The sequence below is a fragment of the Brevundimonas lutea genome (genome assembly GCF_003704105.1).
GTDB classification, from domain to species: domain Bacteria; phylum Pseudomonadota; class Alphaproteobacteria; order Caulobacterales; family Caulobacteraceae; genus Brevundimonas; species Brevundimonas lutea.
This window is the reverse complement of record NZ_QUOQ01000002.1, coordinates 1-20,243: the sequence shown is the minus strand read 5'-3', so window position 1 is coordinate 20,243 and position 20,243 is coordinate 1. Positions and strand designations below refer to the sequence as shown.

Genomic DNA, 20,243 nt, shown 5'->3' with positions numbered 1-20,243 from the left:
CGGCGGACCTCGCGGTCCGCCGAAAGCTGGGGTTGGGTTAGGCGTACTTCTTGATCACTTCGTCGGCGACGTGTTGCGGCACCGGCTCATAGTGGTCGTACTGCATGGTGAACTGGGCGCGGCCCTGCGACATGCCGCGCAGCGTGTTCACATAGCCGAACATGTTGGCCAGCGGCACGAAGGCGTTCACGACGGTGGCGTTGCCGCGCATGTCCTGACCCTGGATCATGCCGCGACGACCGTTCAGATCGCCGATGACCGAACCCAGATACTCTTCCGGGGTCACGACCTCGACGGCCATGATCGGCTCGAGCAGCTTGGGTCCGCCCTTCTCGCGCAGTTCCTTGAAGGCCGCGCGGGCGGCGATCTCGAACGCCAGCACCGAGGAGTCGACGTCGTGGTAGGCGCCGTCCACCAGGGTCGCCTTGACGTCGATGACCGGGAAGCCGGCCAGCAGGCCGTTGTCCTTGGCCGACTTCAGGCCCTTCTCGACGCCCGGGATGTATTCCTTGGGCACCGCGCCGCCGACGATGGCGGATTCGAACACGAAGTCCGTGCCCGGTTCGCCCGGCTCGAACACCAGCTTGACGCGGGCGAACTGGCCCGTGCCGCCGGTCTGCTTCTTGTGGGTGTAGTCGATCTCGGCCCGGCGGCTGATGGACTCGCGATAGGCCACCTGCGGCGCGCCGATGGTCGCTTCGACCTTGTAGGTGCGCTTCAGGATGTCGATCTTGATGTCGAGGTGCAGCTCGCCCATCCCCTTGAGGATGGTCTGGCCCGACTCGTGGTCGGTCGAGACGGTGAAGGACGGATCTTCCGAGGCCAGCTTGGCCAGGGCGACGCCCAGCTTCTCTTGGTCGGCCTTGGTCTTGGGCTCGACGGCGATCTCGATGACCGGCGCGGGGAACTCCATCTTCTCCAGGATCACCGGCGACTTGATCGGGTCGCACAGGGTGTCGCCCGTACGGGTGTCCTTGAGGCCGGCCAGGGCGACGATGTCGCCGGCGTAGGCTTCCTTGATGTCCTCACGGTTGTTGGAGTGCATCAGCAGCATGCGGCCGACGCGTTCCTTCTTGTCGCGAGTCGAGTTCAGCAGGCTCATGCCGGTTTCCATCTTGCCGGAATAGATGCGGCAGAAGGTCAGCGAGCCGACGAAGGGGTCGTCCATGATCTTGAACGCCAGGACCGACAGGGGCTCGTCGTCCGAGGCGCGACGAACGACCGGCTCTTCGGTCTTGAAGTCGATGCCGGGGGTCGGCGGAATGTCGATCGGCGACGGCAGGTAGTCGACCACGGCGTCCAGCAGGGTCTGCACGCCCTTGTTCTTGAAGGCCGAGCCGCACAGGATCGGATAGAAGGCGCCGGTCAGCACCGCCTTGCGGATGCACTTCTTGATGGTCTCTTCCGACGGCTCGTTGCCCTCGAGATAGGCCTCCATGGCCTCGTCATCGAGTTCGACGGCGTTGTCGATTAGGTACTGGCGCGCCTCATTGGCCTTGTCGACCAGATCGGCGGGGATTTCCTCGTCGCGGAAGTTCGCGCCCAGGGCGTCGTTGTCCCAGATCACCGCCTTCATGCGGACCAGATCAACCAGGCCGGTCAGGTTGGACTCGGCGCCGATCGGGAACTGGATCGGCACGGCCTTGGCGCCCAGGCGGTCACGGATCGACTCGACCGACTTGTCGAAGTCGGCGCCGATCTTGTCCATCTTGTTGACGAAGACGATACGCGGCACGCGGTATTTGTCGGCCTGGCGCCAGACGGTCTCGGTCTGGGGCTCCACACCGGCGTTGCCGTCCAGAACGGTCACGGCGCCGTCGAGCACGCGCAGCGACCGCTCGACCTCGATGGTGAAGTCCACGTGGCCGGGGGTGTCGATGATGTTGAGGCGCTTGTCTTTCCAGAAAGCGGTCGTCGCGGCGGACGTGATGGTGATGCCGCGCTCCTGCTCCTGGTCCATCCAGTCCATGGTGGCGGCGCCGTCGTGGACTTCGCCGATCTTGTGGGACTTGCCGGTGTAATAGAGGATCCGCTCCGTCGTCGTCGTCTTGCCGGCGTCGATGTGCGCCATGATGCCGAAATTGCGGTAGTCTTCGATCTTGTTGATGCGGGGCATGATGTCGGGCCTTTGGGGAGCGTCCCCCGGGAGGGGTCTGTGGCGGACGCCGCAGGCGCCCTCGGATATGTTCGGATAAGCGGGCGCGGGCGATTTAGCTGAAACCGCCCGCGCCGGATAGTCACTAGATAGGAGCCGAACTGGGCTCCTTGAAGGCGGTTACCAGCGGTAGTGCGAGAAGGCCCGGTTGGCCTCGGCCATCTTGTGGGTGTCTTCGCGCTTCTTGACGGCGGTGCCGCGGTTGTTGGCGGCGTCCAGCAGCTCGGCGGCCAGCTTTTCGGTCATGGTGTTCTCGCCGCGATTGCGCGCGGCGTTTACCAGCCAGCGGATGGCCAGGGCGCGACGACGGTCAGGGCGAACCTCGACCGGCACCTGATAGGTGGCGCCGCCGACGCGACGCGACCGGACCTCGACCGCCGGGGCGACGTTGTCGAGCGCCGTATGGAAGGTGGCGACCGGCTCCTGATCCTTCTTCTTGTCGGCCAGGATTTCGAAGGCCCCGTAGACGATGTTCTCGGCGACGGCCTTCTTACCTTCGTACATGACGTAGTTCATGAACTTGGTGACGATCAGATCGCCGTATTTGGGATCCGGCAGGACTTCACGCTTCTGGGCGCGGTGACGACGGGACATGGATAGATCCTCTTAAATCTGGAATGCGCGCAGAGCGGATTATTTCGGACGCTTGGCGCCGTAGTGCGAACGGCGCTGCTTGCGGTCCTTGACGCCCTGGGTGTCCAGCACGCCGCGCAGGATGTGATAGCGAACGCCGGGCAAGTCCTTGACGCGGCCGCCGCGGATCAGGACCACCGAGTGCTCCTGAAGATTGTGGCCTTCGCCGGGGATGTAGCACACCGCCTCGAAGCCCGACTTGGCCAGGCGCACCTTGGCGACCTTACGCAGCGCGGAGTTCGGCTTCTTGGGGGTGGTGGTGTAGACGCGGGTGCAGACGCCGCGCTTCTGGGGCGAGCCCTGCAGGGCCGGCACCTTGTTGCGCACGGGCTTGGGACGGCGCGGCTTGCGGATCAGCTGGTTGATCGTCGGCATGGAATCTCGGTCTCGACTTCTGAATGGAGGCGTGTGCCTGTCGGCCGGGGCGCCTCGGTTGCCTTCTTCTGAGCGAGCCCTCGAGTGAGGGATGACCGCCCGGGGATGTCCTCGAGACCGAACCGCGTCGCTCAAACAGAAAAACCGGAACGCGCGCTTTGGGCGTTCCGGCGGGACACAGCCCGTCCATTCAATTGTCGCGAGATCAGCGAACGGCGAACCGCCCACGCCTCGAAAGTGCGCGGCTTCTACGCGCGAGGGGGCTTTGGGTCAAGCGGGACAGGGCGGCTCGGTAGAGCGAAATCGAAGCGTGAACCGGATGCGCGTGTCTTCTGTCAGCTTCTTGCCCGTCGGTCTCAACGTCGCCTGACCGGCGCCCTTCAGGGCTGCGCCTCCGAATCCAAAGCCGGAGGGATCCTCACGCACGACTTCACAGTCGCGCACCGAGCCATCATCGTTCACGCCGCATGCGATATCGACCAGCGCGAGTCGCGGCCCTGGAATCGCGCCATCGGGACAGACTTTTCCCGCCGCGCATCCGCCCATCGCCAATGCCGACAGCACCAAAGCCACCCTCATCCCATTCACCCCAGGGTCAGCGACGGAAACCGATGGTTTGGCCGTTCATCTTTGAAACCGCCGCAACCATAACGAAAAACGCGCATGACCTCGACCTCTCTCGCCTCGGGCGCTCCCAGGAAGCGCCGGTTCGCCCGGCCGGGCGGCAAGCTGATCCTCGGTGGGCTGGCCCTGTTGCTGGCGCTGCTCGCGGTCTGGTTCTTCTTCCTGCGCGGCGGCGGCGATGTCGATCCCTATCGCACCGAGGCGGTCCAGACCGGCGAGATCACCTCCTCGGTGGCGGCCTCGGGCACGCTGGAGGCGCTGGTCACGGTGGAGGTCGGCTCGCAGATTTCGGGCCAGGTGACCGACGTCCTGGTCGACTATAATGACCGGGTGCGGCGCGGCCAGGTGCTGGCCATTCTGGATCCCCAGAACCAGCGTTCGGCGGTGGAGCAGTCCCAGGCCTCGATCGAGGCCGCCCAGGCCCAGGTGGCGACGGCCCAGGCCAATGTCGCCCTGGCGCAGGCCGAGTACGATCGCCAGAAGTTCCTGTTCGACCGGGGCATCATCGCCCAGGCGGCGCTGGACACGGCCGACGCGTCGCTGAAGACCGCCCAGGCCGGCGTGCGCCAGGCCCGCGCCCAGGTCGCCCAGCAGCAGGCCTCGCTGCGCGCCAACCAGGCGACCCTGGGCCGTACCACCATCGTCGCGCCGATCGACGGCGTCATCATCGATCGCCAGATCGAGCCAGGCCAGACCGTGGCCTCGGGTCTGAACGTCGCGGTGCTGTTCACCCTGGCGCAGGACCTCAGCCGGGTTCAGGCGCTGATCAATGTCGACGAGGCCGATATCGGCCAGGTTCAGCCCGGTCAGGCCGTGCGCTTCACCGTCGACGCCTTTCCGAACGACAACTTCACCGGCGCCGTTACCCGCATCCGCGCCCTGCCCCAGGCCGAGTCCAGCGTGGTCGCCTATACGGTCGAGGTTGAGGCCGACAATCCGGGCGAGAAGCTGCTGCCCGGCATGACCGCCAACGCCGACATCATCCTGTCCGAGCGGCGCGGCGTGCTGCGCGTGCCGAACTCCGCCCTGCGCTTCACCCCCGCCGACGCCGAGGCCCCGGCGGCCGGGCGGCGAGGCCGGGGCGCCGAGGCGGGCGGAGCTCAGCGCGAGCGCGGTCAAGGCGGCGCCGGGCGCGGAAACATGGTCGCCTCGATCACCGAGGAACTGAACCTTGACGCCGCCCAGCGCGCCCAGGTCGAGCCGATCCTGCAGCGCGCCCAGCAGACCGCCCGCGCCTCGATGCGCGCCTCGGCCGCGGGCGGCGGCGGGCGTGGCGGCGCCAATCCGGCTCGGGCGACAGCGTTCAACGCGGCCTTCGACGAGATCGCGCCACTGTTGCGCGCGGACCAGCGAACCACGCTGGAGACCCTGCGCCTGCGTTTCGCCGGCGGCGGCGGACGTGGTGTGGTCTGGGTGCTGCGCGACGGCGAGCCCGTGGCCGTTCCGGTCCGCACCGGCGCCACCGACGGCAGCTATACCGAGATCGTCGGCGGCCAACTGGAGGCCGGCGACGAGGTCATCACCGGCGGCGGCCCGCGCCGCACCGATGAGCGCGCCCAGCAGGCCGCCCAGCGAATGGGCGGCGGCGGCGGAGGCTTTGGCCGTTGATGATCGAGATTGACCGTCTGACCAAGACCTATGTGATGGGCGACGAGGTCATCAACGCCCTGGCCGGGGTGTCGCTGGACATCGACCCGGGCGAGCATGTCGCCATCGTCGGGCCCTCGGGCTCGGGCAAGTCGACGCTGATGAATGTGGTCGGCGGGCTGGATCGCCCCAGCGGCGGCGCCTATCGCTTTGAGGGCGAGCCCGTGGCCGAGTTCGACGACGACGAGCTGGCCAGTTTCCGTAACCGGCGGATCGGCTTCGTCTTCCAGTCCTTCCAGTTGCTGCCGCGCCTGACCGCGACCCAGAACGTCGAACTGCCGATGATCTACGCCGGCATCCCGCCGACCGAGCGACGCGAGCGGGCGGTGGAGCTGCTGGAGCGCGTCGGTCTCGGCCACCGGCTGAACAATCGACCGACCCAGATGTCGGGCGGTCAGCAGCAGCGGGTGGCCATCGCCCGGGCCCTGTCGAACGCGCCGGACCTGCTGCTGGCCGACGAACCGACCGGGGCGCTGGACACCTCCACCGGCCAGGAGGTGCTGGCCCTGTTCGACGAGCTGAACGCCCAGGGCCTGACCCTGTGCATCGTCACCCACGACACCGAGGTCGCCGAGCGCGCCAAACGCCGCGTGGCGTTCCGCGACGGCCACATCGTCACCGACGAGCGGAGCTGACCATGGACCAGCAGACCCGCCTGAAGCCTTCGCACGGCCTGCACATCACCGCCGGCCAGATGAACCCGATGGAGCTGTTCCGCTTCGCCTTCGGGGCCATCGGCGCGCATCCGATGCGCTCGGCCCTGACCTCGCTGGGCGTGGTCATCGGGGTGGCGGCGGTCATCATGATGACCTCGGTCGGTCTGGGCGCCCAGAAACAGGTCGAGGAAGCCCTCTCGGGACTTGGCACCAACATGCTGGTGGTGCGGCCCGGCGCGCCGCGCGGCGGGGGCGGCGGCTTCGTGCGCGGGGCGGGCGGCTCGGGCGCCAGCCTGGAGACCGCCGACGCCGAGGCGATGCGCACCCTGGACGGCGTGCGCGCGGTCTCGCCCGCCATCAATGGCGGGGCCCAGCTGGTCTATGAAGGCGCCAACTGGTCCAGCCGTATCGAGGGGGTGACCCCCGAGTACCTGATCGCCCGCGACCTGGAGATCGCGTCCGGCCAGATGTTCGATCAGGCCGCCGCCGACAGCGGCCGCAAGGTCGCGGTGCTAGGCCAGACGGTGGTCGATGAACTGTTCGGCCCCGGCGTCGATCCGGTCGGACAGCGCATGCGCATCGGTCCCATCCCCTTCACCGTGGTCGGGGTGCTGGCTCCCAAGGGGCAGTCCGGTTTCCAGGACCAGGACGACATCGTGGTCATTCCGCTGGACGCCGCCCGCAGCCGCGTCATCGGTCGCGGCCCCGGCGCACGCGGCAACAGCGTCAATCAGGTCTATGTGAAGGCCATCGACGAGGACGCCCTGTACCCGCTGGAGCAGGACCTGGCCGAGCTGCTGCGCCAGCGGCACCGCATCCAGCCCGGCGAGGACGATGATTTCAACATCCAGAACCTGACCTCGATTCAGGAGGCGGCGGCGTCGTCCAGCCAGACCTTCACCCTGCTGCTGGCCGCCGTCGCCGGGGTCTCGCTGGTGGTCGGTGGGGTCGGGATCATGAACATCATGCTGGTGTCGGTGACCGAGCGGACGCGCGAGATCGGCCTGCGCATGGCCATCGGCGCCCGCCGCTCCGATGTGCTGACCCAGTTCGCGCTTGAGAGCGTGGTGCTGTCGCTGCTGGGTGGCTTGCTGGGCCTGATCGTCGGGGTCGGCGGAGCGCTGCTGATGGCCCGTTTCGGCGACTGGCCGACGGCGATTCCAGCCTGGGCCGCGCCGCTGGCTATCGGCTTCTCCACCTTCGTCGGCGTGGTCTTCGGCGCCTACCCCGCCTGGCGCGCCGCGCAGCTGGACCCGATCGAGGCGCTGAGACGGGAGTGATTGTGGCCAAAATGATCGGCGTTGCGCGAGCGTCTGGCCCAGCCTAGCGTCGCCGTAAGCAGGTCGGGGGGCTTGCCGAGGGGGGCGTCATGAGCACAGCCCTGGCCGCCATGCGCCCGCCCTGGGCGTTGAGGCCACGTGACCGGCGCCGGCGCACCTGGGCGGCCGTGGTGATCGGCTCGGTGCTGCTGCACCTGCTGGTGCTGGGTTATCTGGCGGCACGACAGGTCCGCGACATCGTCTTTCCTCCCGGCCCGCCACCAGTGATCCTGCTCGAGATAGAGCCCCGGCCGCTGCTGGACGGCGAGACCGCCCCGCGTCCCGCGCCGCTCTCACCAGCCGTGCAGCAGGTGGTGACGCCATCCGGCGCCTACGCCGCCGCGCGGCCCTTGTCAGACGCCGCGCCGACGCCTCGACCCGACCAGTCCGCGCCCCTTCCGTCCGCCGCCGCGCCATCCCCGGCACGAGCCGTCGATCCTCTGTGGCAGGTGCGTCCCGAGACCGAGGCGGACCGGATCGCCCGGTCGATGCGGGCGGCGGGCATCGGCTGTCATCCGCCGACCCGCACCCTGACCCGGGCCGAGCAAGAGGGCTGCGACCGGCGACTGGCGGAGGCGGCCAGGGCGGCGCCGGCGGCGCGCGGAACGGGCGATCCCGAGCGCGACGCCCGCTTCGCCGCTCAGGGGGCCCGCGAGCTGGCGCAATACGAAGCAAGGCGCGCGCCTCTCTCGGGCGGCATCGGAATTATGGGGGCGGGCGACTGCCCCGGATCGAACATGGGCATGGGATGCCCGGGCCGGCACCTGCCCAACGTGCCGGGCGTGGACATGCGCCAGGGCGCGGACAACCTGATCCGCCAGCCGTCCAACAAGCTGGACTAGACGATCAGCGCAAAACCGCGCTCTGACGTCGTCCGCCGCGTTCGATGACGATCTCCGTCCCGCGCGGCAGGCGCTCGATCGCGTCGAGGCTGGTCGCCGGACGACCGTTGACCTGGACGATCAGGTCGCCACGCCGGAAGCCGTAGCGCGCCGCATAGCCCTGGCCCGCCACGCCGCCGACAATGACGCCCGAGGCGAAGGGGCTGGCCCCCAGGCTGTCCGCCAGGGCGGGATTGAGCGGCAGCACCGCAAGCCCGCTGAGCACGCCCTGTTGGATCACCGCCGCGCCGTCGGTGTCAGCGTCGCCGGGCAGGCGCTCGACCCGGGCGTTGACGGTGCGCGCACCGCGATCGTTTCTGACCGTGACCTGGACGGTGTCGCCGGGATCACGATTGCCGACCTGAAAGTTCAGGCCGCTCTGGTCGTTGATCTCCTGGCCGTTGACGGCGGTGATGACGTCGCCCTCGCCGATGCCGGCGCGGTCGGCCGGTCCGCCGCGATAGACCTCGGTCACCACAACCCCTTGCGGCCGGGGCAGGCCGAGGGTCTGGGCGATGTCGTTGGTGACGCCCTGAACGGCCACGCCGAGCCAGGGACGGATCACCCGGGTTTCGCCGCCCACCGCGCTGTCGACCACCTGGCGCACCGTCTGCGCCGGCACCGCGAAGCCGACGCCCGCCGAGGCGCCCGACCGCGAGAAGATGGCGGTGTTGATGCCGATCAGGTCGCCGTCCAGATCGATCAGGGCGCCGCCGGAATTGCCCGGATTGATGGCGGCGTCGGTCTGGATGAAGGAGGCGCTGTCGGCGATCCCGGTGTCGGTGCGGTTCAGGGCCGAGATGATGCCGTTTGTCACCGTCTGGCCGACACCGAACGGATTGCCGATGGCGAGAACCAGATCACCGACCAGCAGCTGCTCCTGATCATCGATCCGCACGGTCGGCAGGGCGTCAGCGCCTTCGAGCTGCAGCACGGCGATGTCGGAACGCTCGTCCGCCAACAGCACCGTGGCGGGGTATTCGCGTCGGTCGTTGAGGGTGACGCGGATTTCCTGGGCCCCGGCGACGACATGGCTGTTGGTCACCACCACGCCGTTGGGACGCACGATGACGCCGGAGCCGATCGACTCCGCCACCCGGGCGCGGGGCGCGCCGCCGCCGAAGAATTCCCAGAACGGGTCGCGCACCCGCTGGACGCTGCGGGCCGAGATGTTGACCACGGCCGGGGCGGCGATCCTGACCACCGGAGCGAAGGAGGTCTTGAGCGCCCCGGCGTCGGTTGGGGCGACACGATCGGTCGATCCGAAGTCCTGATCGAACGGCCCCTCCTGGGCGTTTGTGGCGTCGGGGTTTCCGCAGGCGGCGAGCGCCAGGGCGGCGGCGAGGGCGAGGCTGGATGTCTTCATCGTCCGTGGGGTCGGGTGCGAGAGAACGGGAGCCGCCATCCCGGCCCGGCAATCGGGCGTCATCATGGCGGCGACGATCAAACGGTCGCGCTTTCCTCGCGTTCCGCGCGGCGGTTCGTCACGGCCCCGATGACGGCGGCCAGCAGCAGAACGCCGGCGGCGATGACGAAGGCCGCGCCCGGATGCGGCACGGGCGCGCCCTGCCCCACCGAGATCGAGTAGATCCAGCCGAAGAACAGCGGTGAGGCGACGCCGGCGATCGAGGCCACGCTCATGTTGGCGCCCTGCAGCTGGCCCTGCTCGTCGTCGCCGACGCGGCGGGTCATCAGAGATTGCAGGGTCGGCATGGCCAGACCCCACAGGGCGTTGGGCAGCATGGTCAAAAAGAATATCCAGCCGAGCGGCGCCAGGCCCATGGCGACCAGGCCCAGAGCTCCGCCGAACAGCCCGACGACCATGATCGCCCGGCCGCCGAAACGCTTGACCAAGGGCCCGACCAGAACGCCCTGGACGATCATGTCCAGCACCCCGGCGAAGGCCAGGACCAGCCCGACCAGACCCGGCCCCCAGCCGTAGCGGTGGGCGGCGTAGAGCACGAAGACAGCCGAAAAGACGTGGTGAGCGAAGTAAAGCAGGAAGTTCACGCCCGCCAGGCCAGTCAGCTCGCGGTGGCGGCCCAAGAGCTTCATGGCGCCGAACGGGTTTGCGCGCGCCCAGCTGAACGTCATGCGCTTCTCGGGCGCCAGGCTCTCGGGCAGGACGAACCAGCCGTAGAGGGCGGTCAGGCCGGACAGGACGGCGGCGACCCAGAACGGCGTGCGAGGTCCGAACTCACCCAGCAGACCGCCCAGCGCCGGGCCGATGACGAAGCCGCCGCCGAAGGCCGCGCCGATCAGGCCATAGGCGCGGGCTCGGTGCTCGGGCGCGGTGATGTCGGCCATATAGGCATAGACGGTGGTGAAGCTGGAACTCGTCAGACCGCCCAGCAGCCGCCCGACCACCAGCCACCAGAGATTGGGCGCCAGGGCCATCAGCACCCAGTCCAGCGCCAGGCCGACGCAGGAGATCAAAATCACCGGCCGGCGCCCGTACTGATCCGACAGCGAGCCGATTACCGGCGAGGCCAGGAACTGCATCCCGGCCCACAGCGCCACCAGCACGCCGTTCCAGATGCCGGCCGACCCCGGGGAGCCCGTGAACTGTTCGATCAGGGGCGGCAGGACCGGAATGACCAAGCCCATCGACAGGATGTCCATCACCGCCACCACGAAGATGAAGGCGAGGGCGGCCTTGCGTTTCTCGGGCGCGACGGCGGTCATGGCCGGCGGTCTCTAGACCCGCCGCATCGGGTTGTCGCCGGGTTTTCGTCAGCCGCCGCGCCGGAGCACCAGGGCGCTCCAGGCGTCCCGGTGGATCCGGCGCTCGACCTTGAAACCGCGCGAGGTGTAGGCGGCGGTGACGCGGCGCTCCTGACTGCGCAAGAGGCCAGACAGGATGGCCACGCCGCCGGGGCGCAGAGCCGTCTTGATGTCCTGCGCCAGCGCCACCAGCGGCGGGGCCAGAATGTTGGCGAACACCAGATCATAGGGGGCGTGGGTGCGGATCTTCTGGTCGTCCAGGCCCGAGGCGTGGACGAAGCGCGCCCTGGCCTGGTTCAGCGCAGCGTTCTCATTGGCGATGCGGACCGAGGGCTCGTCGATGTCGGTGCCGACGGCCACGCGGCTGCCGGTGCGGGCCGCCGCGATCGCCAGGACGCCGGTGCCGGCCCCGACGTCCAGCACCCGCTCGAACCGCTCGCGCTTGAGCAGTTCGTCAAAGGCGATCAAACAGCCGACCGTGGTGCCGTGATGGCCGGTGCCGAAGGCGGCGCCGGCGTCGATCTTGAGCGCCACGCGGTTGGACGGCGCCCGGCCCTGGTCATGCGCGCCGTAGACGAAGAAGCGCCCGGCCTCGACCGGAGGCAGGCCGGAGAGCGCCATGGCCAGCCAGTCAGCGTCGGCCAGCTTCTCGACCACGACCTTCAGCCCCGGCTGCTCGGTCAGGCGGGCCTCGACGCCCCGGGCCTCCTCGTCGGTGGTCGGAAAGGCGTCGATGCGCCAGAGGCCGCGATCCTCGTCCTCTTCCAGAATGGAATAGGTGACGCCTTCCAGCAGCGGATCGGCGTCGATGCGGGCCGCGCCGGCCTCGGCCTCGGCGCGGAGTCCGTGCGCGACGATCTGGAGCGCGGTTTCGGTGACGGTTTCAGCCGTGGTTTCGGTCACAGGCAAATCACCGCTATCATCGCGATTCGAGACGGTCCGGCGGGGCCATTCATTTTTTCAGGGGTCGGGGACATCATGGCCAAAGCACCATCCAAGCCGAAGGCGGTCACGGCCGCTTCCAAGCCGAAAGCCGCGCCAAAGTCGAGCGCCGCGAGCACGAAGCCCGCGAAGACGCCGGCGCCGAAGGCCGCCGCCCAGCCGAAACCGGCGGCCAAGCCTGTGACTGTCGCCGCCCCGAAGCCGGCCAAAACCGCAGCCGCCAAGCCGGCCGTGACCCGCGCCAAACCCTCCACTGCCGCTTCGGCGGCCAAGGGCGGGACGGCGGCAAAACCCGCCGCCAAACCGCGCGCCACGGCCGCGGCCTCGGCCGCCAAGTCTGCCGCGCTCAAGCCGGCCCCGAAGACGACCAAGCCCGCCGCCGCGAAGCCGGCGACGACGCGCGCGGCGAAACCCTCGGCTGCCAAACCGGCCGCCAAACCCAAGGCGCCTGCGACGCGCCGGGTGGCCTCGGCGCCGAAGCCAAGCGCCGCGCCTACCCCCGCTCCGGCCGCCGCGCCTGCGCCAGCGGCGATCCCGGCCCCGGCGGCGGCGGCTCCGGCCGCCTCGACGCCGCCCAGCAGCCAGACCGCTCAGCCGGAGAATAAGGGCTTCTTCGGCGGCCTTCTGGACGTGCTGTTCGGCAAGAAGTGACGATCTGGGGAGCGGCGTCGGTCGCTCCCCTTCCCTCTCGCGACGGAACCCGGTTCCTTCGTCGTTGAAACCTCCAGACAGGGAATGAAACCGGCGCCTCGCGCGCCCTGGAGGTTATCGTCTTGAAAAAGATCATCGTGATGGGCGGCGCGGCCGTCCTGGCCCTCGGGGCCGTCACCGGCGTCGCCATGGCCCAGCAACAGCCCGCCGAACGCGCCCAGCGCTGGGCCGAGCCGGTCGCTCAGGCCGATTTCGTCAACCGCGCGGTCGAGCGCGTCGAACGCCTCGACGCCAACTCCGACGGCACGGTCACCGCCGACGAGCGGCGCGCGGCCATGGAGGCGCGGCGCGGCGAGCGGATGAACGCCCGTTTCGCCAAGCTGGACGCCAATTCGGACGGCTCCATCAGCCGCGCCGAGTTCGACGCCGGTCACGCCGAACGCGGCCAGCGGATGGGCCGTCGCGGCGGCGGTCGCATGGAGCGGGTTGACCGCGCCGAGCGCACCGTCACTGTGGCTGACGCTCGCGCCCGCGCCGAACAGGCCTTCACGCGCATGGACAAGGACGGCGATGGTGTGGTCACCCGCGAAGAGCGACGCGAGATGCGCGGTGAACGCCGCGCCCACCGCGCCGCCCGGCCTGCGCCGGCCGCGGAGTAAGGCTTATGACGGGGCGCCACGGACCGATCGACCGGGCCGCCCCGTCACCTTGGCTCGTGGTCGCCTGCCCGCCTTGCGGGATCGCGCTTGAGCCGCGTCGACGATCCCGACGGCGACCTGGTCAGCCGCGTGGCGCGCGGAGATTCGGCCGCGATCCAGGCCCTGGTGGCGCGCAAGCTGCCTCGCATGCTGAACCTCGCCCAGCGCATGCTGGGCGACCCGGCCGAGGCCGAGGACGTGGCGCAGGAGGCCATGCTGCGGGCCTGGAAACAGGCCCCGCGCTGGACGCCCGGCCAGGCCAAGTTCGACACCTGGCTGCATCGGGTGGGGCTCAATCTCTGCTACGACCGGCTGAGGAAGCGCCGCGAGGTGGCGGTCGAGACCGTGCCGGACCAGATCGACCCGGGACCGGCGCCCGATCGCGGGCTGATCGCCGCCGACATCGGCAAACGGGTCGAGGCGGCCCTGCAACGGCTGCCCGAACGCCAGAAGGAAGCCATCGTGCTCTGTCACTATCAGGACCTGGGAAACATCGAGGCGGCCCAGCTGATGGACGTCAGTGTCGAGGCTCTGGAAAGCCTGCTGGGGCGCGGCCGTCGCGCACTCCGCGCCGCCTTGGCGGATCTGAAGGAACAGACGGAATGACGGGGGCGCGACGATGATGGACGACATCCGATTCCAGGATCTGGCCGACGCCTGGGGCGGCGACACGCGCCGATGGCCCGAGGCCGAGCGCGCGTCCGCCGAAGCGTTTCGTGCGACGCACGCGGATCGCGCCGCCGCCATCCTGACCGAGGCCCAGGGTCTGGACGTCCTGCTGGACCGCGCGCCGCGCGCCGAGGCCTCGGCTCACCTGCGCGCGCGCGTCATCGCGTCGGCCGAAGCGGCCGGCCTGAGACCCCGACAGCCGCTGTTCACGCGGCCGGCGGCCTGGTTGTCGGGCGCGGGCTGGGCCGCGGCCTGCGCCGCCGGCGTGTTGTTCGGTGTTCAGATGACCCAGGGTCTGCACGCCCAGCTTCAGGCCGACAGCGTGCTCTATCAGGCCTCCATTCCTGCCTATGACGATCTGGAGGTGCTGGGATGACCCCGCGCCAGCTCAAGATCGCGCTCGGCGTCTCCGTGGCGCTGAACCTGTTCGCCGTCGGGGCCCTGGCGTCGGGCGCCATTCTGGGTCCGCGACTGGCGCGCGAGGAGGCGCCGCCGCCCACGCGGGTGCCGATGCTGCAGGTGGTCGAAAGCCTGCCGGAGGCCCAGCGCGACACCGTGCGCCAGACGTTGCGCGAGAACGCCCTGGCCGCCAGGCCCGACTTCCGCGAAGCCCGGCAGGCGCGCGTCGAAGCCGTCGAGCTTGCTTCCGGCCCGCAGTTTGACCGTGCGGTCGTGACCGAAGCGCTGGCCCGCTCCACCGCCGCCGAAATGCGCGGCCGGGCGCGACTGGAGCAGGGCGCGCTGGACATGCTCGAAGCGTTGCCGCCCGAGCAGCGCGCTGACCTCGCTCCGATCCTGGCCAAGACCGGCGCCCGGCATCGCCGCCATCGAGGCGATCGCGACGGCCGGAATCGCAATGGTGGAGACCGGCGGGCCGAGCGTTCGGCCGAAACCCCGGCGGACTGAATAGGCCGGCAGGCTCGAGGCGACTCTTCCGCGCCCGGCGCACCCCTGCTAACCCTCCGCCCTGTCCGGCGCTCAAGCGGCCGCGCTTCGCGAGCGCGGCGATAGCGCCCAACGAGAGGGATCACCGATGGCCGCCGAATCCGCCTGGACCATGCCCAAGGGCGAGCTGATGAAGGGCAAGAAGGGCCTGATCATGGGGGTGGCCAATTCCAACTCCATCGCCTGGGGCATCGCCTCGCAGCTGGCGGCCCAGGGCGCGGAGCTGGCCTTCACCTATCTGGGCGAGGGGCTGGAGCGGCGCGTGCGACCGCTGGCCGAAAGCGTCGGCGCCAAGCTTCTGATCCAGGCCGACGTCACCGACGACGCCTCGATGGACGCCGCCTTCGCCGAGCTGGAAAAGGAATTCGGCACGATCGACTTCGTCGTCCACTCCGTCGCCTTCGCCAACAAGGACGAGCTGAAAGGCTCGTTCGTCGAGAACACCAGCCGCGACAGCTTCCTGCTGGCCATGAACATCTCGGCCTTCAGCTTCGTCGATGTGGCCAGGCGCGCCTCCGCCCTGATGCCGAACGGCGGGTCGATGGTGACCATGACCTATCTAGGCTCGGAGCGGGCCATCCCGAACTACAACACCATGGGCGTGGCCAAGGCGGCGCTGGAGGCCGCGACGCGCTACATCGCCCGCGACCTGGGGCCCAGGGGCATTCGGGTCAACGCCATCTCGGCCGGCGCCATGCGCACCCTGTCTCTGGCCGGCATTTCGGGCGGTCGCGGCATGATCGCCCAGGGCCGGGCGATGAGCGCCATGAAGGAGGACACCTCAATGGAGGGCGTGGCCGGCTGTGCGCTGTGGCTATGCTCGGACCTGGGCCTGTCGACCACCGGCGAGGTCATCCACGTCGACGCCGGCTTCCACATGATGGGCCTGGGCTCGGACGAGGAGGCCTAGGCCTTCTTCGGCGGCCAGGGGATGAAGGCTGAAGTGCGGGCGACATAGTCGGCATAGCCCGGGCGGGATTTCGAAACCGCCTTTTCGGTGATGCCGATGCCGGACCAGCGCGTCAGGGTGAAGGTCAGGAAGATCGGGCCGGCGATCGACCACAGGCCGGGGGTGGTCTCGGCGGCGATGGCGTAGAGCCCCCACCAGACGCAGGCGTCACCGAAATAGTTGGGATGACGGGTGTAGCGCCACAGGCCCGTGTCCAGCACCTTGCCCTTGTTGGCGGGATCCTTCCTGAAGGCCGACAGCTGGGCGTCGCCGATGCTCTCGAAGGCGATGCCCACCACCGCCAGGCCAGCCCCGGCCCAGCCGATCCAGCCCCCGCCGGGATCGGGCGCGACCTGACCCAGCTGCACCGGCAGGCTGGTGAGCCAGGCCAACACCGCCTGCGGCAGAAATACGAACAGCAGGGCGGTTTTCGCGAAGCTCCAGCCCTTCTTCTCCTCCTGCCGCTCGACCAGCGACACATAGCGGCCGTCGGCGCCGTACACCCGCCAGCGGCGGAACAGGTGCACCCCCAGCCGGATGGCCCAGATTCCGACCAGCCACAGCAGCAGGAAGCGTCGCGTCTCGTCGCCGTCGGTGCGCGGCCAGGTGGCCAGCGCAAGCATCAGCATGCCCAGCGGCCAGACCGCGTCGACGAAGCTGACGTCCTTGAGCCTGAGCGACACGCCCCACAGCCCAACCATCACCGCGACGATCAGCGCGAGGTTCAGGCCCAGCAGAAGAATGATGTCGGTTATGCCCATGGCCGCCCTCAACGCGCGAAAGCGGCTGACGGCTGCCGCGAAGCCGCTATGCGTCGCGTTTCTGCATATCCGCAAGGGTCGGGCGGTCGGCGGCGATCTTCAGCTCCAGCTCGCGCGGTCGCACGATCTCGCCGCAGCAGCCGCAGGCGATCCTCGGCTGGAGCGAGTGGCCGCAATTCTTGTGGATCATGTCGACGCCGGCGTCCGTGTCGCCATAGACGTGCTTGGCACCCCAACCGTGCAGGGTGATCAGCACGCCGTACAGATCCTTGCCCTTGGCGGTCAGGACGTATTCGTTGCGAGGCGGCCGCTCGGAGTAGAGCCGGGCCTCAAGCACGCCATGCTGGACCAGGGACTTCAGCCGCGCGGCCAGAACGTTGCGCGCAACCCCCAGCCGCTCCTGCCACTGTTCAAAACGGCTGACGCCGTTGAAGGCGTCGCGGATCACCAGCAGGGTCCACGGATCTCCGATCACCTCCAGAGTGGCGGCGATCGAACAGCTCTGGCGCGAATAGTCGGCGGTGCGTCCCATGCGGAGGAAAGTGACCCTGCGTCAGGGGTTTGACAAGTGGGTTGCCAAAACGAACGCGCGATATCAGTTTCGTTTCACTACGGACATGCGGCCCTTGCCCGTCTTTCCTATGGTCCCTTGACTGGACGGGCGGAGGTCGCTTCGCCCGTCCCTCCTTGCCGCCCTCAGCCGACAGACCGCCGCATGACCGACACGCCCCTCGACGCCGCACTGACCTTCGATGAGACCCAGGCCGGGCTGACGGGCGTGGTCGACGGGGACTTCTCCAACGGCCCGATCGCGGCGCCGCCCGAGGCGGGCTTTCCCTTCGGCGGTCTGCTCGCGGCCATGGCCGCTCGCGCCATTCAGCAGGGCCTGGGAATCGAAGCTCCCCTGCGCACCCTGTCGGTCCAGTATCTGGCGGCGGCCCGTTTCGGCGAGCCCCTGACCTTCCGGCCCCGCCTGCTGCGGGGCGGACGCGGGGTCAGCTACGCCGCCCTGGATGTGGAACAGACGACCGGGCCTCGCACCCGCGCCACCCACCACGCCACGGCCACTTTCGGCGGCGACGTCGAGACGGTTCATCTGGCCCAGCACACGGTCACGCCGCCGCTTGGCCTGATCGACACCGGCGTCGAGATGTCGGGTCCAATGTCCCCGCGGTTCTCGACGCACGTCGACTATCGCTTCGACGGCGCGCCCCGCATCCTGGGCGGCAACTCCGGGCGGGAGGTGGTGGAGCGGGTATGGATGCGGATGAAGGGCGGTCGCGCGCTGGATGAGGCGGGGCTGTGCTATCTGCTGGACGCCCTCTATCCGCCCGCCTGGACCGCCTTCGCCGCCCCGCCGATGATGACGACGGTCGACCTGCGCTACGACCTGCTGGGCGCCCCGACGCCCGAGACGGCGCCCGACGGCTGGGCCTTTTTCGAGTTCCGCATGCTGGATCTCGGCCACGGCTGGACGGTGGACGAGGCTACCGCCTGGGGCGCCGACGGACGGGCGCTCGCCCTGTCGCGCCAGAGGCGTCGGCTGTTGGGCTGAGGAGCCCGGCCTTCGCATCGGCCGCAGGGGACGCTAGAACCCCCTGATGTCACCTCATCCCAATCCGATCCGTGTCGGCGTCGCGGGCGTCGGCGTCATGGGGCGTAACCACGCCCGTGTGCTCAGCGAGATGCGCGAGGTCGAGCTGGTCGGTGTTTTCGATCCCGACGCCGACACCGCCAGGACGGTCGCTGGTCAGTTCGAAGCTAAGGCGGCGACCACCGTCGAGGACTTCATCGCCCTGGGCCTCGAAGCTGCCGTCATCGCCACGCCCAACCGCACCCATGCCGATCTGGGCGTCGCCCTGATCGAGGCGGGGGCCCATGTGCTGGTCGAAAAGCCGATCGCCGCCACCGTGGTCGACGCCGAACGCCTGATCGCCGCCGCCCGCGCCCATGACCGGGTGCTGATGGTCGGTCAGGTCGAGCGGTTCAATCCGGCGGTCGAGGCGGTCAAGCGCGCCATCGCGGACGAGAACGTCATCTCCATCCAGATCACCCGCGTCGGGCCCTTCCCGCCGCGCATGGGCGAGGTCGGGGTGGTCATCGACCTGGCGGTGCACGACATCGACATCATCCGCCATCTGACCGGCTCGGAGATCGCCGAGGTCCAGCCCCAACTGGCCCGGACAAAGGCCGACCGCGAGGACACGGCTTTGCTCCAGTTCCGCCTGGAAAACGGGGTGATCGCGCACATCACCACCAACTGGGTGACGCCCTACAAGACCCGCACCCTGCAGGTGGCGACCCAGAACAAGTTCGTCGTCGCTGACCTCATGACCCGCCAGGTCACCGAATATTTCGGCCAGCAGCCGGACGGCAGCTATTCCACCCGCGGGGTGATGAGCTGGCCGAACGAGCCTCTCAAGAAGGAGCTCGAAGCCTTCGCCCACGCCATCCGCACCGGCGAGACGCCGGCGGTCACCGGCGAGGACGGCCTGCGCAATCTGGAAGTGGCCCTGCGTTGCCTAGGAGGCGTCGCCTAGCCCCAGACCTGGGCGAGGCGCTGAGCCCGGCGGCAGCCGACCTCATAGGCGCGATAGGCCGCTGGATTGCGGCGCGCGTAGTCCTGATGTTCGCGACCAGCCGGCCAGAACCGCTGAGCCGGACGGATCGGCGTCACCATCCGCCCCTCAAGCGCGGCGGCCGCGGCGCTTCTTGATTCCTGCGCCGCCGCGCGCTGGCCCGGCGTCACATAGACGGCGGTGACGTAGCTGGGCCCCTGGTCGCAGAACTGGCCATCCGGGTCCGTGGGGTCGATCGATCGCCAGAACCGATCGACGAGCGTGCGATAGCTGACCCGTGAGGGGTCGAAAGTGACTTGCACGGCCTCGACGTGGCCCGTGCCGCCTCGCACGACCTGCGCGTAGGTGGGATTCTGCACCCGGCCTCCGGTAAACCCGGATACGGCGGAAACCACGCCCGGCACGCCTTCAAAGGCCTTCTCAACGGACCAGAAGCAGCCCCCTGCGAACACGGCGACCTCCGTCCGCGCCGGGCGCTGCACCGGCTCGCTTTTCCGACTGGTTGCGATATCCGACGCAGCGACCGCCTGGGCTTTGGGCGCCGACTCGGCTTCTCCGGGCGAGCAACCGACGGCGGCCACGGCGATGGTGGCGAGGCTGGCGAGAACTAGGGTTCTAACGGACGGACGCGACAGGCTCATGAGCGGGCTCCTCGAGTAAGCATACGCCCAATCTCTCGATCCGGATGCGAAAAGGCCCGCCGGGCTGAGCCTGGCGGGCCTTTCCTTGATCGTTCCGTCGACATCGACGTCCGACCGGGGTCGGGAGGGGCGGTGAGCCCCTCCCTTAAGCCGGATCAGAAGTTGATGTTGATGGTGGCGCGACGGTTCAGCGGCTCGCGAACGCCATCGGCGGTCGGACGGGCCAGCTGGGTTTCGCCACGGCCTTCCAGCGAGATCACGCCGCCATTCACACCTTGCGAGACCAGCGCGTCGGCCACGGTGCGGGCGCGACGGTTGGACAGGCCGATGTTGTACTGGGCGTTACCCGAGGTGTCGGCGTGACCGACGACCAGGATGCGGGTCGGCGAGCCGG

Annotated in this window: 23 protein-coding genes; 12 read left to right on the top strand and 11 right to left on the bottom strand. The window is 69.2% G+C overall.

From position 1 onward, the window contains the following. Positions 1-37 precede the first annotated feature (37 nt). From fusA to EES48_RS14680, 4 genes are all read right to left on the bottom strand, one after another. Entirely contained in the window at positions 38-2,116 is a 2,079-nt protein-coding gene (gene fusA / locus EES48_RS00120; RefSeq protein WP_122464365.1) for an elongation factor G, read from the bottom strand. A gap of 159 nt (positions 2,117-2,275) precedes the next feature. After that, positions 2,276-2,749: a 30S ribosomal protein S7 gene (gene rpsG / locus EES48_RS00115; RefSeq protein ID WP_122464364.1), complete on the bottom strand. Its 474-nt coding sequence runs from the start codon at positions 2,747-2,749 to the stop codon at positions 2,276-2,278. Positions 2,750-2,788: 39 nt separating this feature from the next. Further along, positions 2,789-3,163, bottom strand: coding sequence for a 30S ribosomal protein S12 (gene rpsL / locus EES48_RS00110; protein WP_122464363.1), 375 nt, complete (start codon positions 3,161-3,163; stop codon positions 2,789-2,791). A 270-nt stretch (positions 3,164-3,433) separates the two neighbouring features. Continuing rightward, complete coding sequence (locus tag EES48_RS14680) at positions 3,434-3,736, bottom strand: hypothetical protein (protein ID WP_162997937.1); 303 nt, start codon at positions 3,734-3,736, stop codon at positions 3,434-3,436. A 90-nt stretch (positions 3,737-3,826) separates the two neighbouring features. On the opposite strand from EES48_RS14680, the gene EES48_RS00105 reads away from it, so the two are divergent. The 4 genes from EES48_RS00105 to EES48_RS00090 all read left to right on the top strand — a co-directional run bounded on the left by EES48_RS00105 (position 3,827) and on the right by EES48_RS00090 (position 8,251). Further along, the gene (locus EES48_RS00105) at positions 3,827-5,395 is read left to right on the top strand and encodes an efflux RND transporter periplasmic adaptor subunit (protein WP_122464362.1); all 1,569 of its coding nucleotides are present in this window, start codon (positions 3,827-3,829) and stop codon (positions 5,393-5,395) included. After that, complete coding sequence (locus tag EES48_RS00100; RefSeq protein ID WP_122464361.1) at positions 5,395-6,069, top strand: ABC transporter ATP-binding protein; 675 nt, start codon at positions 5,395-5,397, stop codon at positions 6,067-6,069. The genes EES48_RS00105 and EES48_RS00100 overlap by 1 nt, the downstream gene beginning before the upstream one ends. A gap of 2 nt (positions 6,070-6,071) precedes the next feature. Beyond that, entirely contained in the window at positions 6,072-7,370 is a 1,299-nt protein-coding gene (locus EES48_RS00095) for an ABC transporter permease (RefSeq protein WP_205679313.1), read from the top strand. Positions 7,371-7,459: 89 nt separating this feature from the next. Continuing rightward, entirely contained in the window at positions 7,460-8,251 is a 792-nt protein-coding gene (locus EES48_RS00090; protein ID WP_122464360.1) for a hypothetical protein, read from the top strand. A 4-nt stretch (positions 8,252-8,255) separates the two neighbouring features. On the opposite strand, the gene EES48_RS00085 is transcribed toward EES48_RS00090, so the two are convergent. From EES48_RS00085 to EES48_RS00075, 3 genes are all read right to left on the bottom strand, one after another. Then, entirely contained in the window at positions 8,256-9,656 is a 1,401-nt protein-coding gene (locus tag EES48_RS00085; RefSeq protein ID WP_122464359.1) for a Do family serine endopeptidase, read from the bottom strand. A 77-nt stretch (positions 9,657-9,733) separates the two neighbouring features. Further along, positions 9,734-10,975: a TCR/Tet family MFS transporter gene (locus EES48_RS00080; RefSeq protein WP_122464358.1), complete on the bottom strand. Its 1,242-nt coding sequence runs from the start codon at positions 10,973-10,975 to the stop codon at positions 9,734-9,736. 48 nt (positions 10,976-11,023) lie between these two features. Then, a complete protein-coding gene (locus tag EES48_RS00075) occupies positions 11,024-11,917 on the bottom strand; it encodes a 50S ribosomal protein L11 methyltransferase (RefSeq protein ID WP_122464357.1) in 894 nt (297 codons plus the stop codon). On the opposite strand from EES48_RS00075, the gene EES48_RS14675 reads away from it, so the two are divergent. The 6 genes from EES48_RS14675 (at position 11,861) to EES48_RS00040 (ending at position 15,829) form a co-directional block, all read left to right on the top strand. After that, on the top strand, positions 11,861-12,607 hold the full coding sequence (locus EES48_RS14675; RefSeq protein WP_162997936.1) for a hypothetical protein: 747 nt from the start codon (positions 11,861-11,863) through the stop codon (positions 12,605-12,607). The genes EES48_RS00075 and EES48_RS14675 overlap by 57 nt on opposite strands. A gap of 122 nt (positions 12,608-12,729) precedes the next feature. After that, positions 12,730-13,266: an EF-hand domain-containing protein gene (locus EES48_RS00060; RefSeq protein WP_205679312.1), complete on the top strand. Its 537-nt coding sequence runs from the start codon at positions 12,730-12,732 to the stop codon at positions 13,264-13,266. An 87-nt stretch (positions 13,267-13,353) separates the two neighbouring features. Further along, a complete protein-coding gene (locus EES48_RS00055) occupies positions 13,354-13,911 on the top strand; it encodes an RNA polymerase sigma factor (RefSeq protein ID WP_122464354.1) in 558 nt (185 codons plus the stop codon). Positions 13,912-13,924: 13 nt separating this feature from the next. Next, on the top strand, positions 13,925-14,350 hold the full coding sequence (locus tag EES48_RS00050) for a hypothetical protein (RefSeq protein ID WP_205679311.1): 426 nt from the start codon (positions 13,925-13,927) through the stop codon (positions 14,348-14,350). Beyond that, positions 14,347-14,880: a periplasmic heavy metal sensor gene (locus tag EES48_RS00045; RefSeq protein WP_122464353.1), complete on the top strand. Its 534-nt coding sequence runs from the start codon at positions 14,347-14,349 to the stop codon at positions 14,878-14,880. Before EES48_RS00050 ends, EES48_RS00045 begins: the two co-directional genes overlap by 4 nt. A 127-nt stretch (positions 14,881-15,007) precedes the next feature. Beyond that, positions 15,008-15,829 carry an enoyl-ACP reductase FabI gene (locus EES48_RS00040; RefSeq protein WP_122464352.1) on the top strand — a complete coding sequence of 274 codons (822 nt, stop codon included), beginning with the start codon at positions 15,008-15,010 and terminating at the stop codon, positions 15,827-15,829. On the opposite strand, the gene EES48_RS00035 is transcribed toward EES48_RS00040, so the two are convergent. Further along, entirely contained in the window at positions 15,826-16,629 is an 804-nt protein-coding gene (locus EES48_RS00035; protein ID WP_122464351.1) for a DUF1295 domain-containing protein, read from the bottom strand. The two genes, EES48_RS00040 and EES48_RS00035, sit on opposite strands and share 4 nt — an antisense overlap. 46 nt (positions 16,630-16,675) lie before the next feature. After that, entirely contained in the window at positions 16,676-17,161 is a 486-nt protein-coding gene (locus EES48_RS00030; RefSeq protein WP_122464350.1) for a winged helix-turn-helix transcriptional regulator, read from the bottom strand. A gap of 183 nt (positions 17,162-17,344) precedes the next feature. Between EES48_RS00030 and EES48_RS00025 the strand changes: the two genes are divergently transcribed. Continuing rightward, positions 17,345-18,184: an acyl-CoA thioesterase gene (locus EES48_RS00025; RefSeq protein ID WP_122464349.1), complete on the top strand. Its 840-nt coding sequence runs from the start codon at positions 17,345-17,347 to the stop codon at positions 18,182-18,184. A 46-nt stretch (positions 18,185-18,230) separates the two neighbouring features. Continuing rightward, the gene (locus EES48_RS00020; RefSeq protein ID WP_122464348.1) at positions 18,231-19,169 is read left to right on the top strand and encodes a Gfo/Idh/MocA family protein; all 939 of its coding nucleotides are present in this window, start codon (positions 18,231-18,233) and stop codon (positions 19,167-19,169) included. On the opposite strand, the gene msrA is transcribed toward EES48_RS00020, so the two are convergent. Both msrA and EES48_RS00010 read right to left on the bottom strand, forming a co-directional pair. After that, a complete protein-coding gene (gene msrA, locus EES48_RS00015) occupies positions 19,166-19,849 on the bottom strand; it encodes a peptide-methionine (S)-S-oxide reductase MsrA (protein ID WP_122464347.1) in 684 nt (227 codons plus the stop codon). The genes EES48_RS00020 and msrA overlap by 4 nt on opposite strands. Before the next feature lie 155 nt (positions 19,850-20,004). Then, a partial coding sequence (locus tag EES48_RS00010) for an OmpA family protein (RefSeq protein ID WP_162997935.1) occupies positions 20,005-20,243 on the bottom strand: 239 nt, incomplete at its 5' end.